The organism is Paraburkholderia sp. GAS199 (assembly GCF_050436585.1).
In the GTDB taxonomy this organism is placed as follows: Bacteria; Pseudomonadota; Gammaproteobacteria; order Burkholderiales; family Burkholderiaceae; genus Paraburkholderia.
In genome coordinates this window covers 737224-753111 of the sequence record NZ_JBNDMM010000003.1, presented here as the reverse complement: position 1 = coordinate 753111, position 15888 = coordinate 737224, and the positions used below count along the sequence as shown (strand labels likewise).

Annotated in this window: 11 protein-coding genes; 4 read left to right on the top strand and 7 right to left on the bottom strand. The window is 53.9% G+C overall.

Annotated features, from left to right (window positions below):
* Nucleotides 1-181 precede the first annotated feature (181 nt).
* The 3 genes from P3T18_RS15000 to P3T18_RS14990 are packed head-to-tail and all read left to right on the top strand — an operon-like array spanning nt 182 to nt 5004.
* A complete protein-coding gene (locus P3T18_RS15000) occupies nt 182-2077 on the top strand; it encodes an SIR2 family protein (RefSeq protein WP_429300699.1) in 1896 nt (631 codons plus the stop codon).
* Nucleotides 2078-2806: a hypothetical protein gene (locus P3T18_RS14995; RefSeq protein ID WP_429300698.1), complete on the top strand. Its 729-nt coding sequence runs from the start codon at nt 2078-2080 to the stop codon at nt 2804-2806.
* Nucleotides 2806-5004, top strand: coding sequence for an AAA family ATPase (locus tag P3T18_RS14990; RefSeq protein WP_429300697.1), 2199 nt, complete (start codon nt 2806-2808; stop codon nt 5002-5004). The genes P3T18_RS14995 and P3T18_RS14990 overlap by 1 nt, the downstream gene beginning before the upstream one ends.
* A gap of 128 nt (nt 5005-5132) precedes the next feature.
* Here P3T18_RS14990 and P3T18_RS14985 read toward each other — a convergent pair whose 3' ends face one another.
* The 3 genes from P3T18_RS14985 to P3T18_RS14975 all read right to left on the bottom strand — a co-directional run bounded on the left by P3T18_RS14985 (nt 5133) and on the right by P3T18_RS14975 (nt 7422).
* A complete protein-coding gene (locus P3T18_RS14985) occupies nt 5133-6098 on the bottom strand; it encodes a trypsin-like serine protease (protein WP_429300696.1) in 966 nt (321 codons plus the stop codon).
* 17 nt (nt 6099-6115) lie between these two features.
* Entirely contained in the window at nt 6116-6646 is a 531-nt protein-coding gene (locus P3T18_RS14980) for a hypothetical protein (RefSeq protein ID WP_429300695.1), read from the bottom strand.
* A gap of 416 nt (nt 6647-7062) precedes the next feature.
* The gene (locus P3T18_RS14975; RefSeq protein WP_429300694.1) at nt 7063-7422 is read right to left on the bottom strand and encodes a hypothetical protein; all 360 of its coding nucleotides are present in this window, start codon (nt 7420-7422) and stop codon (nt 7063-7065) included.
* A gap of 534 nt (nt 7423-7956) precedes the next feature.
* Here P3T18_RS14975 and P3T18_RS14970 point away from each other — a divergent pair.
* On the top strand, nt 7957-8922 hold the full coding sequence (locus P3T18_RS14970) for a D-2-hydroxyacid dehydrogenase family protein (protein ID WP_429300693.1): 966 nt from the start codon (nt 7957-7959) through the stop codon (nt 8920-8922).
* 464 nt (nt 8923-9386) lie between these two features.
* Here the strand turns inward: P3T18_RS14970 and P3T18_RS14965 are convergent, their stop codons facing one another.
* From P3T18_RS14965 to P3T18_RS14950, 4 genes are all read right to left on the bottom strand, one after another.
* Nucleotides 9387-9674 carry a YciI family protein gene (locus P3T18_RS14965; RefSeq protein ID WP_429301105.1) on the bottom strand — a complete coding sequence of 96 codons (288 nt, stop codon included), beginning with the start codon at nt 9672-9674 and terminating at the stop codon, nt 9387-9389.
* A gap of 137 nt (nt 9675-9811) precedes the next feature.
* Entirely contained in the window at nt 9812-10792 is a 981-nt protein-coding gene (locus P3T18_RS14960; protein WP_429300692.1) for a LysR family transcriptional regulator, read from the bottom strand.
* A gap of 1987 nt (nt 10793-12779) precedes the next feature.
* The gene (locus tag P3T18_RS14955) at nt 12780-13301 is read right to left on the bottom strand and encodes a DUF302 domain-containing protein (protein WP_429300691.1); all 522 of its coding nucleotides are present in this window, start codon (nt 13299-13301) and stop codon (nt 12780-12782) included.
* A 303-nt stretch (nt 13302-13604) separates the two neighbouring features.
* Nucleotides 13605-14792 (bottom strand): acetyl-CoA C-acetyltransferase, encoded by a 1188-nt coding sequence (locus tag P3T18_RS14950; protein WP_429300690.1) that lies wholly within the window; start codon nt 14790-14792, stop codon nt 13605-13607.
* Nucleotides 14793-15888 lie beyond the last annotated feature (1096 nt).

Here is a 15888-nt window from a genome sequence, read left to right as displayed (position 1 = left end):
AATTTCGCCGCTATCATAATGGGCCGGACCAGCCTGCCACATACGTCCTTGCATCTCACATGAGGCGTAACGACCAACTCTCTCAGACTCAATGAACAACACGGCTAGTAGTGCCTTTGGATACGTCGTGGATCGAATACTGCACCGCAGATGCGTACCGCTCATTGGAGCGGGAATTTCGATGGGATCGACTCTGCGTGGGGATTTTTGGGACGGGCACAAAGTTTCTGTAATGGTTCAGAAGGTCGTCAAAGCGACGCTGGATTTGCGCCTGGAGAGGCTCGTGGCCGCATCGGATGCCCCCCTCGACATCTGCGTGAAGTGTGCGAACGACTTTTCACAGGTCTTGTCAAAGCTAGAGCGTGAGCTTCACCGCCATCCGAGCCTAACTTGCGCACTCTGCGACTTGCGGCAAGCGAAATGTAGAAGCGAATTGACCAAGTGCTGCGAGGCATACCTTTGGGAATATCCGCAAAGTACTGACGAAGCCTACTGCGAACTCGCTCGCATACTTCAAATCCGTGATTTCGCGGACCTCGACCCGACGCCTGCACACTATTACCTGGCCTTCCTGGTCCGCGAAGGCTTGATCTCGGAACTGGTGACGACCAACTACGACTGCAATCTCGAGCGCGCGTATCTCAACACATGGCCGGGTTCGCACGATCTGGTATCTAATGAGTTCGTCCGCCGGGTATACGATCTGGATACTTTTGCAGAAAGCGCGGCACTCAATGCCGAGTGGCGTCCGGGCGAAGACACGCCTCACATTTTGAAAGCCTACAAGATTAACGGTTGTGCGGCGCAGCTCAGCGAGTGTGGCGCGCATGCAGTAGATATCTTGTTGACCGCATCTCAACTTCAGGACTGGAGGAAGCGAAAGTGGGCAGCGGATTTTTTCCGAACCAAGGTACGTAGCGCTGCCCTCGTGACCATCGGCTTCGGAAGTGACGAGCCACAAGTCGTTCACACACTGCAACAGGTTATCGAGGAATTTTCTGGACTTGGCATTCGAGCAGACAGCCAGTCGCAACCACTTTACGCGGCAGCGAACGCCCCGGTCGTTACGACCTACGGGCACAATCCCAGCTTCCAGCAGATGCAGCTGGTCTACGGCTTTTCCACGTGGTGGTCCGGCATCCCCACAAAGGGCGTTGACCTTGTGCTCGGTCCGTACCAGCGAGCGAAACCGCGCGTGTCCTTCGACGCGCCGGAGACGCTTCCGGACTGCCTGCCAGCCGATGAGCTGTGGCGCGACATATTTCAGACTGTCTACTCGCGCCTTGTATCGAAAAAATTGCGCGCGGCTGCAATCAGCCAGAACGCCGCGTTCACAGCGGCCGTACCCGATGCAGATAAGCTGCTCGTCCTGCTCGCCGCCCGGATCGAAGACCGCATCGAGCGCCAACTGTCGAACCCGGCAGACTCCCCTCATTGGCTGGTTTCCCTAGAACCGTTTGTCGGAGCCGCCGTAGTACGCCGTCCCTGGCTGACGCGCTGTCTGACCCATATGCAGCTTGGCTCAACAGAGCCCACGAAATATTGCGCGATCAACGACCATAGCAGCCTCACAGCAGAGATGGCACTTGTATTCGAGTTGCTGCAGATGATTCGAGGCCGTGCATCAGATACCAGCGCAGCTGCCGGTGATTTAAATGACCAGATATGGCCCGACGTAAGTTTTTCGGAAGAAGCACGGATTGAAGTCCGGTCTACAGGCGTTGGTGGAGCGGCAAGCTTCTATATCAGTCGCAATACCCAGCCTGGTGTTCGTCAGTTTGAAAATACCTCCTTTGGGTCGGCCACCGTTCAACGACTCGAACTGGTCATTGGTTTGGCGGGAGCAACGCCGCGCCAGTTGGGAGAGCGGCGCACCTACCTCAGAGAAGGTTCACGGATTGTTCCAGTCGTGGTCACGCGGGTCGACTGGCGCGCCCTCTTCCCTACTTCAACGCGAGCTGTCTCAATCCTAGAGGTAGCAGACTGCCTGGCGGATGCCATATCATTCCCGACCAAATATCGCCGAAGACTCAACACGAGTATTCGGCGAAACCCAAATTTCGAATTGAGGACATGAATGGATCCGTCCCACGAAGTTACCACCACTTATTCCCTGTCAGACGAGACGCTGGAAACAGACGTCGGTAAGGTAGCGCTGCGCCCTCATGACTGGGTAACCTGGATAAGGCTTTATATTTCTCCAATCATGATTGTCGTGGACGCGCAATCAATCGGCAACGAAATTGCCGATGAATATGGCGAACTCGACGAACAGAAACTGGGGATGTTGCGTGACGAACTTTGCGATCTAGGTGACGCGCTATCCGCCTACGGACATCAAACGCCACTCACGCTACTGGTGGAGTGCGACGAGTCGAGTTACCCAAAGTGGCACGAGATGGCTGGGAATCAGGACTGGCTGCGTGGAGCCTTTTCCATTCAACCGTTTACTACCGACCGTTTCGGTGGGGCAAAAATCGCGGACGCTGAGACACTCACGTCCCTGCTTACCGATGCGACTGCCATGCACGTTCACCCATACAAACTTCGGAACTTGACAGACCGTGAATATCTTGAGGCGGTTGCGCTCCGGGTTGAGGAGGAGCCGGAGCGGGCAGCATTGACGCGCCGGCTCGGCTTGCGGGTCCTGAAAGCATATGACGAAGGTGGCATGCGTGCCGGCGATCCCTTGGGAACAACTGTGGCGCAGCGTGGCGTCTCTGAATGGCTCAGGTACGACGTCGTGACCCCTGCGGAACAACTATTGACGTCTGCAAGTAACAATCAGACGGGAGGCGCTGAGTGATGACGAGACCAATCAGTGAACTCACCCTCGAAAACTTTCGGGGGTTCGCGGGCAAACATACGCTTGACCTCGACGCCGACCTAGTCCTGATTTCAGGAAAGAACGGGGTTGGCAAGACTAGCATCCTTCTCGCGCTTGATCTGCTTCTGAATGGCCGGACCCAATTACTTATGGAGATGGGGGACGCTTTAACCAAAGGCTGCACTGAAGGCTCTGTCGCGATGGGAGGAATAACTCCAGCCACGATTTCCTTGTCGTCATTACCTGCAGCGAGACTTCAGGGCGACCTTCTCGAACGCGCACACTTTTTCTTCCCCGAGGGACTTGCCACTCCGGAGAATTCTGACGATATTCTGAAGATCGTTTCACCAAGCTCCCGGTTGTGGGATGAAATCAAACTCGCGTTGGAGACTGCGCAGGGCGACTTGACCGAAGCGAAGAAAAATCTGGTCGTCCGCGACTTTGATGTAGAGATTAGCCGTCGTCAGGCAGCACAGGAATTTGAGCTTGCGCGAAAAGAATTGCCTGAGTACATGGAAGGCGGCGAGTCTTGGGCTCCGCACGTTCGCGGCGAGCAAAACCTGCTCCTGCAGGGTGGGAACCTGACCAACCATTGGCAAAGCCAGTTGCGAAACATTCTGAAAGTGCTGCAGGCCGACACAGCGGGTGATTTTGCACTCGACGATGGTGCATTCAGCGATAATCCGGCCGATCTGCTCCTGTCCATCTCTGTGGCGCTGGACCAACTCCGCAACCAGGCAGAAGAAAGACATAAGCCAGACTACCAGTCCACTTCCGCAACCCCTCTACAGCTTGCGGCGCTTCAACGCGGCCCCACGCATCTCCCGATCCGTTGGGAAAACCCGCTTCCCAACGATGCGGATTTTGTCATTGATGACGAAACCGTGATTCTGGCCACACGCGATGGTAACGCAAATTACAAGCGAAGGCTCATCGAGCTGGAGAGGGAGGCTTCCAGACTCCGCAACGAGCAGAATGACTTGAGGCGTCGTATCCCGATCATAGAGAACGGTGACGATTCTTTGCGATCATTTCTCTATAGTTTTCCTGAGCGTTCTGCCCGATGGCTTGCTTCGCTGCAGGACACTCCACTTGGTTCCGAGAAAGAGAGCGTCATCGTTCAGGATTGGCTCAAGAAAACGAATGACGAAGTCGGGCCTATGCTGAGGTATCTTGCGCCCCTTGCCCAGAAGATGAAGGAAAGCGAGTTCGGCTATAGTGACCAACTGGCGCGCGTAAGTACGAAGATGGAACAGCTCCTCACTCGAATAGGGCTAAGTGAAATTATTCACGCACTATCCGAGCAGACTTGGGCGCGCGGCGCAGTTACTGTGGGTGAACTGGGTTCGCGGGTTGAGAAAGTCCTCGCCAGCCGCCAGGAAAAGAGTTCCGGCCTCAGCCAATACTTCCGCTCACTGCATCGTCTTTCGAAAGCCGCCGCAGCATGGGCTGAAACAGAGCGCGAGATTGATCAACAGGTAGCAAAGGCGGCTACTAAAGTGAATTTTACGGCCGCCGACAAGCTGATGACTGAGGCAGAAAGAACCTTAAAGCGTGCGCTCGGCAAGGAAAGCATTTTCAGCCTGACCTCAGTAATTGACGATCGGCAGCTTGGCATCTTACTGGTGACCTTGAACAGGTTGCTCGCCCGCTTTCATTTCCCGACAGAATTCCTGCCTATTCGACTGCAGCCCGGCTCGGGCAAAGGCAAGGCAAGCTCCCATCAATTTGTGTCGGCGCACGGACCGGGGTACCGGGGCCTCTCAACGGGTCAACGCACGCAGCTCGCTGTGTGCTGGTCCGTATGTCTGAATTACGCATTGCGAGACAAGCTCTCCGCGCCATTCCTTGGATTCGACGACTTCACGACCGCACTCGACATGGGTCAGCTCATTCCGGCGGCTGGGATTCTGAGGCAACTCGCATACACAAACTCTGATGAGTATTACCGTCAGGTCGTCGTAACCAGCCACCATGAGGATCTGACCAACAGACTTGTCGAATACCTCTTGCCACCGCCAGGCAAGACCATGAGGGTTATTGAAATTCAGGAGTGGACGCCAAAGCACGGCCCGAAATTTAAAATATATGACGCTCGTGCCTCACAATCTCGAATGCATTCGAACATTGACCTAGGTTCTTGGCTAAACGCACAACTCGGCGGCCGTGCGCGCTGAAATCGGTCCGACTGGGCCCCCGTCAAACAGACGCTGCGGGTTCAGTACGTCGAACGGTATCACGTGCGTGCGGCACGGCTCGGGCGTGCCTCGGCTCACCCCAGGTAGCATTGCCCGACGTCAAACGGTCAATGTTGGTCCGCCTGACAGATTTTGGGCGGATTGATGAGCTGGCCATCCATGGTTTTCTGAATCCATTCGCCGACCTCGCCGTCCAGCCTGACATAAATGCCACCCGATCCGCAGATCGCGGTCTCACCATCATGGTCGCTGACTTGTCGAACGGCGAGGGCAAGCACTTTTGAGTTTGCTTTCTGACCATCGAACAGTGGGCCGCCGCTATCGCCCTCGCATTGATCATATCGCGACGAGAAGGCGACTATGTCGGTGCCTTTGTTGCACCCGTAGTACTCGTGGTCGGTCTTGGTCCCAACGTTTTTGTCGCGTCGAGATGTCGCCACCGTTAAGGCCCCTCCATAGCGCCGCGTTCCTACGGTGGACATGCTTCGCGCGCCGATGTCGCTTTCTCCATAGCCAAACACAAAGAGGCCAGTAAGAGCCCCATCTATAGCGGACGACGACGCGATTTTCGCAGCCGGAGCGAGGCCGTCAGTATTTTTCAGTTTCATGATGGCAACGTCGGGTAGTGATGGCGGATATGTATCTTTCTTGCAGCCGCACATGGGGATCGCCTCTGATGCCAGCTGCAGCAGCGTCATTTTTGATTTTGGCCCGACAGCGTACACGCCAATTATCGATTTACATGCGCAATGCGCAGCAGTAAGGACGCAGTTTCCATGTTTGAGTACCCCGGAGCATGCGCCCTGACTAGCCTTAACGAACAAGACATTCGATGTCGGCGCTGGATCAGCAATGCCGTTATAGACGAAAAGCACCGGAGTGTAGGGGCTTAGACCATGCAACGTGCTCTGTTGATTGCCAAAGGTTCCGTTGTCAATCTGTGTTGTTGACATGGATCGACCGAGGGAGAAGAGCATCTTGTCGTCTGCGCCGAATGCATTCATTGCAAACAGGAAAACAGACGGCATCAACGTTCCGGCGACTAGGAGCTTGACAGCAGACAGTTGTCGCATAGACCTGTTCCTCCACCTCAGAAGCAAGATGGGTTGTCCTGCTCTTTACCCGGGCTTTCTCCCGCTACGGCGCCGGCCGCCGACAGCGCCGACCATGCTGCGCCGACTGCGTAGTAGTCCGCTTGCGCGGTCGCTTTGTCGATGGCGCTCCGCGACTTCGCGTACGTACCACAGGCAGTTCTGTAACTTGCTATGGCAGCGTAGTACTTCGATTGAGCCGATTGAAAATTTGCGGAGTTTGTCAGAGCCGTCGAATTGCCCGGTAGTAGCGCATTACCAAGCGCGGAGCTTAGACCGCTGGCGGCTGAAGACGAAGCAAATCCAGCAGAGAGAGCCTGCAGAAAGGCATTCTCGTCACCGACCTCATGCAGGCTGGCCTTGATGTTCACAGGAAGGTATGGAAATTCCGTAGGCGTATCAGCAAGAGTTAGGTTTTTTTCTTCGGGAGGCTTGAAGTATGGAAGAATCGCCCAACCAACAGTTGAGTTATTTTTCAGGAAGACGGTATCGATCTGCCCAGGCGTAATCGCGCTGAAGTCGAGAGCCACGCCGGCGTTTTTGAAACTATCCGCGCCAGGAACTGGGGACGAGAAGTCCAAAGTGAGCAGAAGGTGCTTTTTCCGGCCTCTCTCGAAAGCGCTGCCGAGCTATGACTGTGGAAAAACATGGCGATCGGCGTTGGCCGGACTATCTGGATTGAATCCGAGGCATATCCCGAATTCATGAGCGATATCTCGACATAGAACTCCGGAACCGCTAGCGGCTGATAAGGATCGAGCACAGGGCCACTGGAGTTGCCCGGAGACGGGTCGACAACCTGAAAGTTTTGGGCGATAGAAAAATTCTCCAATTCCGACTTCCCGTTCACGCAGCTGTCGTGCATTGACGTGCCAAATGCTGGATCCTTGCACCAATCTACAGACGCGGAAACGGGAGCCGTATAGGCGACCACGTAACATCGTGGCTAAATCACGCTAAAGATCGAATTTCCGTCGGCGCCCGTTTTTTTAACGACACGCAGATAGAATTGCGGCATCGTTGTTGTGACTTGATAGCCGGCCTTGTCTGCTGCAGCTCCGGCAGAGATAGGAGCGGTTGCAGCGCTGACGAGAGCAGAAATTGCGTCCGCTCCAAGCGCCATCACAATTGGTATCAGGAGCGGCACGATATTCTGGCTCGGTTCCGACGGACACTTTGATGCAGTCCAGACGTACAGCCGCCTTGAGTCGCTCACCCGGGCAGCCTTCGGAAATAACGAAAAAGCTTCCGACGACGGGCAAATTGCGCATAGGAAGAAGAAAAGCAAAAAGGGATAGCGTCGCATCAAGGTCTCCAAGTACGGACCAGGCATTGATATGGCTTCTCTTGCTTTCGGATGCGAAGAACCTGAATCTAGTTTATCGCTTCAATCTGCAATGTGGTCAAACACACATTTCTCATCAGGTCGTCACGTCGGTCGACGAAGTGCGACGGAAATTCGCATCGCCATGTGTTCCAGGCCTTATCCGCCTGTCACGGTTTTTGTGCGACAGCTGGGCTGTCGCGTAGGCGTCAACCTTCTTGGAACGTTCGGTTTCCAAATGGCACGCTATGTGACATTTGCTGCGGAGCGTCGAAGGTACTCCCTCCAAGGCACAGATCTGGCAGATTTCAGAGGTGATCTACGGCCGGATGCACGACGAGGCGATCGACATCGGCCCATAATGCAAACTGTCGAACTGAACCCAAAGTCATGGAAAGCTGCAGCCGCGCAATCGGCAAAGCCGGCGCCTTCGCAGTATCCATAGACCTATGGATGGGCATCGCCACGCTGTGCCTGCCACATCGGTTTCCATGTCCTGCCTGAAGGAGCCATCGTATGTCCAATTTGCCGCTCGTACGTATTGCGATTCTTGACGACTACCAGAAAGTTGCTCTGGAGCTTGCTGACTGGTCCTCGTTGGAACAGGGCGCAGAAATCACCGTTTTCAGCGATCACGTTGCAGACATCGACCAACTCATCGAGCGCCTGACGCCTTTTGAAGTGCTGTGTGTGATGCGCGAGCGCACACCGCTAACGCGGGCGATTATCGAGAGCCTGCCCAACCTTAAGCTAATCGCCTCGACCGGTGCGGGCAATGCTTCGATCGACATGGATGCGGCGGCTGAACGCAACGTAGAGGTGGTGCATACCGGGTACTCATCGACGCCGACCATCGAATTTACGTGGGCAATGATTCTCGCGATGGCACGTAATATCACGATTGAAAATCGGTCCGTTCGCGAAGGTGGTTGGCAACGCACTCTCGGGACGGAACTGGCAGGAAAAACACTGGGGCTCCTTGGGCTTGGGCGCGTCGGATCGGCAGTTGGTGTCATTGGACGCACGTTCGGAATGAACATCATTGCCTGGAGCCACAACCTCACAGTCGAACATGCGGAATCGGTGGGCGCTCAGCTGGTCGACAAGGACACGCTATTTTCGGCGTCGGATTTCTTGTCGATTCATGTCCGTCTGAGCGAACGCACGCGTGGTCTGGTCAGCGCAGCCGAGCTTGACCGAATGAAGCCTTCAGGCCGGATAATCAACACATCACGCGGACCAATCGTCGATGCCCACGCTCTCCTTGCCGCGTTGAGAAACGAGCGGATCGCAGGTGCCGCCGTTGATGTATTCGATACCGAACCCCTGGAACTAACAGATCCATTGCGCTCGCTGGACAATGTGCTCGCCACTCCGCATATCGGATATGTGACACGCGAAATGTACCGAACTTTTTACGGCGATTGTGTTATTAATATTGCTAAATATCTCGACCAGAGGCCGCACCTGTCTGAAGCTTGACGGGTAGCCCTCTTCCACGACCAAACCAATACTATTGTTATTCCATGGCACCTGTCCGAATTCGTGGAGGCGCTTGTAACAAGTGCGGAAAAGCGTCGTTGATAAGGCAAATATTCACGCCTCAGTTTCGTCTATCGCCTCATGCCCAGATATTGATAAGCCATAACAATAATTTAAATTTTTGCACCCTTTTTCAATCTTTTAAGGTTCATCCGGACCTTAAAGTTGCCACGTGAAATTTTACCGCGACGAACGCGAATCCGACGAAATGCAGCAAGGTGGGCCGGCGGTGCGACGTGGTTACCGGCGGCCCAGCCAACTGATCCAGAAATGCTCCCAGCGGTCAATCAGCAAGGCTTAAATTAGCTTCATGCAAATCGACGGAGCTCGCGCTGTATGGTCTCGCACGCCCGAACACGCGAGGACATCATGACAAGACGCCTCGCGCATGTCGCCGCATAATTTCAGCCTGTCACTCGGAGCAGACGTGGATTCACCGCGTGAACCTCGAACTCACGCAGCATGTAGCGCGTCACAACTTTCTCAATTATGTACGGGTCGTGATCTACCAACGATTGCGCGTCATGCAAGGAAGCGGCCTCGTAGATGAAAAGACCGCCGTCGTCGTCAGGTACAAAAGAACCGGTGGCTATAGCCCTTCCATCCGCAACCAGCCCTAGCAGGTAGACTCTATGCCCTGGCCGCACCCGCACCAGGTCCCGCTTATCCGCCGGGTACTCCATCATGCACATGAATATCATATCAATCACCTGTTAGAGCCGCGCAAATAAGTTTGTCGTCAACGTCACCTGGCCATTGGGCACAAACACAAGAAAAGCACGAGCTCGATTAACGATTCTGACGCCGTCGACGGACTTCGCCATTCAGACTATTTCCCTAGAGAGTGAACCATTTTCAGATAAGACCTAGCATTCCCCCTTAGGGCAGGGGATGGGTGACGCTCAGCGGATATCTCAAGTCCGTACAAACGGTAATGCCCTACGATAAAGTCAATGAAGGCGCGCATTTTAAGCGGCATGTTCTGTCGTGTTTCGAATGCGAGGCACATATGCACGACTGGCATCTTCGCGTCTGATATGACATTGATGAGGCATCCCGCCTCGATGTCTGCGCCAATTAGAAACTCAGGTAGTGCTGCGATACCATGTCCGTCAATTGCAAGCCGACGAATCATGTGCAGATTGTTGACGATGATTTCTTTCTTACGCGGGATGACTTCCTTCCCCGGATGATCCGCGACACGCTTAAGCTCATCAGCCCATTTTTCAGGCTCTAGCAGCAACACGTGCTCACCTAGTTCATCAAGAGATTTTGGTTGTGAGTGGCGTGAAAGATATTCAGGAGATGCAACTAGCTTCATCGAGCTCGACCCGAATCGTCGCTTAATAATCGTCAAGCTCGATGCTTCATCCTCTGGGACTATGGCAACATCGAAACCCTGCTCGACCAGCTTTATTGGTTCATCAGAAAGGATAACCTGTAGGCTAACCCCCGGATACTCTGCCGAGAACTTCGTGAGGATGGAACTCAGGTGGCACAACCCAAAAGCGACCGGCAACGCAATCCGCAAAGTTCCAGACGGCTCGCCCTGTTCAATAGACACAAGGTTCTCTGCCTCTTCAATCTCTCGCACAAATATCGATGCACGACTTAAAAAAATTTGTCCGGATTCTGTCAAAGTGATGTGCCGCGTAGACCGACGGAAGAGACGAGCCCCAAGATGCTTCTCCAACGCGGCTATCTGCCGCGTAACGACAGGCGTAGTTGTGCCCAAAAAGTCGGCTGCTCGAGTAAAGCCTTTGGCTTCAGCAACTTTTAAAAAAGTACGGACCGTTTCCAGATAATCCATTTTTCAATCCTGCACAGTGTGAAGAGCATCGGAAGAGAGGCCACACTTCACCGGTGGCGCCACAAGGCCCGCGCGGTTTCGTTAATTGACCCCTTGCACGAAAAATGCGCCCTCCTCAGCGATAGCGCGTTGCAGTCCGCAATCAGTTGGGTATTCAGCGCATCTGCGACGATTCGCCGGCATGCACGGCACCGCACTTAACGGAAACTCCTACTTGAACGAACGTTTGCATCTCACCTCACGCGAAGTTCTCTTCTTTTTACTATACAGCGTCGGTACACGCTCGTGGTTAAGCTGAGACGAACTCTATCTTCAACAGCTACGAACCAAATTCGATAGACGCGCGCAGGTCCGCCATGCGAAACCCTCCAACTTGGACCTCCAAGGCTGGATGACTTGGTACCAATACCTAGCAAACTTTTCGGCGATGCACCAAGTACAAACTCGCGCCGTGAGCTGCTAGAAAGAATCCCTTGAATAGGCAGTCTACGGAGGACAGCACGAAGAACAGCATCGAAACCTGGTATTCGCGCAGGAGCGCTGAGGATATCGCAAACAAGCTCACTAGACATATGAAGGTAAGATACGTTGCGCGATCCTGTTACGGCACAGGGTTCCTACCGCCAGACCTAACCAGATAATTTTCCCAACTAATATGGCGCTGAGAGCAAGTGAACCATCTGAAACAACGAATTCCTCACTCAACTGAACAACGGACCATATGCAGATACCCCAGATCATCACTCGCTCAGTATGACAAAGTCGACAGAATGCCCGGGTAAGATCACAACGGCAGGATAGAAACACGTTGGACGGTCCGTCGTTTGATATATCACTCCCATTACGGGATGGCACGGTAGTTTTCGTCCCGCTATGTGCTCTGTCTAAGCTTGAATTTTTCAAATGACACCATCGCTATGTAGCTCGACATGCTCCCCATTCTGCTGCAGTCAAGGTGACGATTTCTTACGAAGAAATCGTCGGCACCCTCGATCCACAATCGATACTACAGCTAGGGCGACAACTTCACTTCTTTCAATGCACCTAGAGTTTTTCGACTTTGCAAAGAATTGGATGTTTGAAATTTCCGGACGAGATACATGGCCTGTCGAGGCCGGAAGGCGACCAATCGTTGACATCATGAATGCACATATTTTCGACCAGTCCTATACTGGTGACGGCACCGCGACTTTGGGCTCCCAAGACACTTAGAGCGCGCATGGCACCCTGCTCCTTCCCGTGGGGCACACTCGGTCTCCTCGTACAGCTCCACGGTTTTAGCCCCCTCGAGGTGCGGCAACCTCGAGGGCTTTCTTGCTATTGAAAATGTAGGTCTACGATTCTCGGTTACGCTTTTTTTACCGCAAGATTTAGGGCGTTAGTAATCGTGTTTCACGTTTAGCTCAATCGAATACAGTTTTTGAACACAGTGAACAATCAAACATTCTCATCATCGGCCGAGAAAGTCGGATACGCGAAGTGGTGGATGGGCTGGTATGCATCGAGTTTCCAAGACCGCTCAACGTCGCAAGCAATTTTCTAAGGCAGCGACTTTGCTCAGATTCTTCGTGAACCCCAAGGCTGCGATACGTCGTGCAAATAAGGAAAGATTCAATGCCTACTACACACGAAATTGACGCGTTACTTAGGATCAGACATCTCAAGTTGCGACCTTGTCGTCCGACATAGGTATGACTTGATTGAACTAAGGTGTGCAGGAGACATGCCCAGCCATGGGCTCACGCATCGTGGTCGCGATATTTTGCGAAGACTGACCGAGACCACGAATTCAAGGCGGACATCTTTAACAATGCTGGAATGCAATCAATTGATTAACATTTAGGCGGTAGCGTCAGCCAGTTCGCACTGGAAGACGCGGGTCAGAATCATGCACCACCATGTATTCCGCGTTAGTCGCGGCCATGGCGCTCGTAATTCGCAAGCACTAAGCAAAAAAGGTAGATGCATGACTAAGACGGCGCGACCTTTATACTGTTTTAGTTGCTGCAGAGACTAGCGCTTCGAATTTCTTGTCCAAGGCTCGCGCCGCCGCTTCAAGTTCTTCGTTTTCCTCAATCAATATTAGCGACGACGGACGGACGTAAGTCAGGAAGCATCCATCGTCATCGACTGACTCGGTGAGGAGGAGCTCGACTGGTGCAAAGAGTCCTGCAGTGATGTCGTGCCGGATCATCGTAATTGCAATAAGCGGGTTTCCAAGTATCCATCTCAGCGAGCGCCGCTTGATGCCGAACTTGCCGATCCAGCCACCGTGATCAATTTCACCAAACAGCATGAAGCCGCTTTTCCCGACGAAGCGCTTTTCCACTTCACTGACGTACTGCTGTTCTGTTATATCCTCTTTGGCCAGTGCGACCACTTCTGGAACGGTTGTCTTCCCGCAAAGCTTCCTCAGACGCCCCAGAACATCGTCGAACGGGACAGGTGTGCGGATCTCGACCCGAATGCCAGAAAACTCCAGCGAGTTGCTCGTAACTTCTTTACCCATCGCGATCTCCGTCCGTCGAATTGTTGGTAATAACAGCGCTTGCCGCAACTGATCCTTCATCTGCGGACATGATCAACAATTTATATGCGGTGGAATTGCACCGGACAAGGACGAATAGCAGCAAAAGATTGTTGCCATGAACCATCCACCATTACTGAACGTAAAGAATCAGCCTGTTCGGGTACCACTTTCAACCGGGCTCGCCGAATGCGAAGCGGGAGAGCCTGAGCGGCCCCCTCCAGCGTTCTATCGAATTCCAGCCGACTTGGTTCTGGTGCAGTCGGATTTTTGTTCGATGACAGACTAGATCAGCTCGATTGCCAGCGCGATGCCTTGACCACCACCAATGCACAAGGAAACAAGACCGCGCTTTAGTCCGTCGCGACGCATCGAATGAATAAGGCGGGTTGTTAAAACGGCGCCGGTTGCCCCGATTGGATGGCCGTGCGCAATTGCTCCGCCTTCTACATTGATGATCTCGTGATCGAGATGAAGCTTCTTGGCAACAGCTAGCGGAACTGCCGCAAAGGCCTCGTTAATTTCAACGCGTTCGACGTTACCCAGCGACCACCCTGCTCGTACGAGCGCCTGCTCAATCGCGGGAACAGGCCCAAGGCCAAACATACCGGGTTCGACCGCTGCAAGTCCGTACCCGGCCAGACGTGCTACACCGTTCAAGTTCCTTTTCTCAGCAATCGAGCGGCTCGCCACTACCATAGCGGCCGCACCGCTGTTCAGTCCAGGTGCGTTACCTGCAGTGATTGTGCCGTCCTTCCGGAACGCAGGCCTGAGCTTCGACAGCATCTCATAGGTTGTGTCCGGGCGAGGATGCTCGTCTTTATCCACTTTGACGATGCCCTTGCGCCCCTTGATTTCGACCGAAACGATTTCATCAGAGAACTTGCCGGCTGCTTGCGCGCTGGCGAACCGCTGCTGCGAACGCTCGGCCCAACGATCCTGCTCTTCTCGAGTCAAATTCAGAGCCGATACTAGATCTTCCGTGTGCCAGCCCGAATGCTCTGATGAGAAGGCATCAACCAATCCGTCATGCAGCATGCTGTCAAGAATTTCGACATTTCCCATACGTGCCCCCCAACGGCCGTTCGGCAGCAGATACGGGGCACGGTCCATATTTTCCATTCCACCTGCAACGACGACGTCAGCTGCGCCAAATGCGATTTCCTGCGCCGCATTTAGTAAGGCTTGAGCTCCTGAACCGCAAACCCGGTTGACGGTAAGCGCTGGCACTGATACTGGCACACCGCCATTCACTGACGCTTGGCGCGCCGGATTCATGCGATTGCCCGCTTGGATAACGTTGCCAAGCACAACAGTAGACACCTGCTCAGCGCTGCTGCCAGCGCGAACTAGCGCTTCGCGCACTACAGCGGCGCCAAGCTCGGTCGCAGCGAAATCCTTGAAAGCCCCCCCGTAGCCACCAATGGCGGTACGTACCGGTTCACAAAGTATGATTTCAGGTTTGTCTGACATCTCGAGTCCTTCATAAAATCGATTTGCGTCAACCGCTCGGCCGAAAACTCATGGTCGGATCACAACGCACCGACTCATCAGGCCACAAAAACGTCATTCCGCCGGCAGAAACTGGGCGCAATAGTTACCTGTCACTCAGCGTGCTTGCTCGAGTTGCGCTTTGCAAACCGAGCAATCCGCTGCGCCGCCTATCCCAATGCACATAGCGACTATACGCGCATATGCACATATCTGCATATCGTCGTCGAGCTGCCGTCAAGCAAAACGCCTTGGCCAGCGCGAGAACTCAGAAAGAACTCAACGTGCCGCTCTCCAAAGGAAGTGATTAGACCATGCGAAGATTAGGTGCGCCGCAATGAAACGCGGCACCATATGGATTGATATGGTGCTCAGATGTGTAAGTTGGTCTTCGTAACCGCCAGACCGCCGTGGCTTAGCGATTGAGTCAAAAAATTTCCCTGCCTTTACGCACTTCAGCTTCAACGCAAGCGTGCCGGCGCATGAACCGGCACACGCGGATTTTGCCGCAGGGATAGCGTGGTTCCTACCGAGAGGGTTGGCGTTTTCGCCACAGCCCGCCTTACATCGCGCAACGACGCGGCTGCACGGTGAGCAAGCGATCGCGCATCCCCCCTTGTACGCTGCACGAACCTCGAGCTACACGGGAATCTCCGCTTTCCTTGCAATAAGCTCGCAGGACCGCCAATTCCTGCGCACATAAGAAGGACAGTCGCGCAGGTGAGGGGAGGTCTTCTTTCGATTTCTGATCTCGACCGGTGATCACCCCGGTAACGGGACTATTCAAGCTCAGGCTGTCGTGCTGTGAATTTCGTTGCACCGATCATCGACTCTCAGGACTTGCGAATCAAAATCAGTTCCGACGCCGACCCAAGGCGATTTTCCACTCGCAGCTACGCATATCCGAAGTGAAGTTTCGCCGAGAGCATGCGTCCTTCAGGTCCGAGCAATGACATCGCCTTTATGTATGCCATGGAATCTCGCCCTTCTTCGACAATCGATTTCTAGAAGTGCCCCCAGTAGCCTAAAGCGCGAAAGAAGAACTGGCATTAAGTCGATTGAATCTGCGCCATGACCG

Excerpts from the sequence above, each read along its gene's own strand:
- P3T18_RS15000 (WP_429300699.1), top strand. The coding sequence starts at position 182 with ATGGGATCGACTCTGCGTGGGGATTTTTGGGACGGGCACAAAGTTTCT.
- P3T18_RS14960 (WP_429300692.1), bottom strand. The coding sequence starts at position 10,792 with ATGGATTATCTGGAAACGGTCCGTACTTTTTTAAAAGTTGCTGAAGCC.
- P3T18_RS14970 (WP_429300693.1), top strand. The coding sequence starts at position 7,957 with ATGTCCAATTTGCCGCTCGTACGTATTGCGATTCTTGACGACTACCAG.
- P3T18_RS14965 (WP_429301105.1), bottom strand. The coding sequence starts at position 9,674 with ATGTGCATGATGGAGTACCCGGCGGATAAGCGGGACCTGGTGCGGGTG.
- P3T18_RS14955 (WP_429300691.1), bottom strand. The coding sequence starts at position 13,301 with ATGGGTAAAGAAGTTACGAGCAACTCGCTGGAGTTTTCTGGCATTCGG.
- P3T18_RS14975 (WP_429300694.1), bottom strand. The coding sequence starts at position 7,422 with ATGCGACGCTATCCCTTTTTGCTTTTCTTCTTCCTATGCGCAATTTGC.
- P3T18_RS14985 (WP_429300696.1), bottom strand. The coding sequence starts at position 6,098 with ATGCGACAACTGTCTGCTGTCAAGCTCCTAGTCGCCGGAACGTTGATG.
- P3T18_RS14995 (WP_429300698.1), top strand. The coding sequence starts at position 2,078 with ATGGATCCGTCCCACGAAGTTACCACCACTTATTCCCTGTCAGACGAG.
- P3T18_RS14950 (WP_429300690.1), bottom strand. The coding sequence starts at position 14,792 with ATGTCAGACAAACCTGAAATCATACTTTGTGAACCGGTACGTACCGCC.
- P3T18_RS14990 (WP_429300697.1), top strand. The coding sequence starts at position 2,806 with ATGACGAGACCAATCAGTGAACTCACCCTCGAAAACTTTCGGGGGTTC.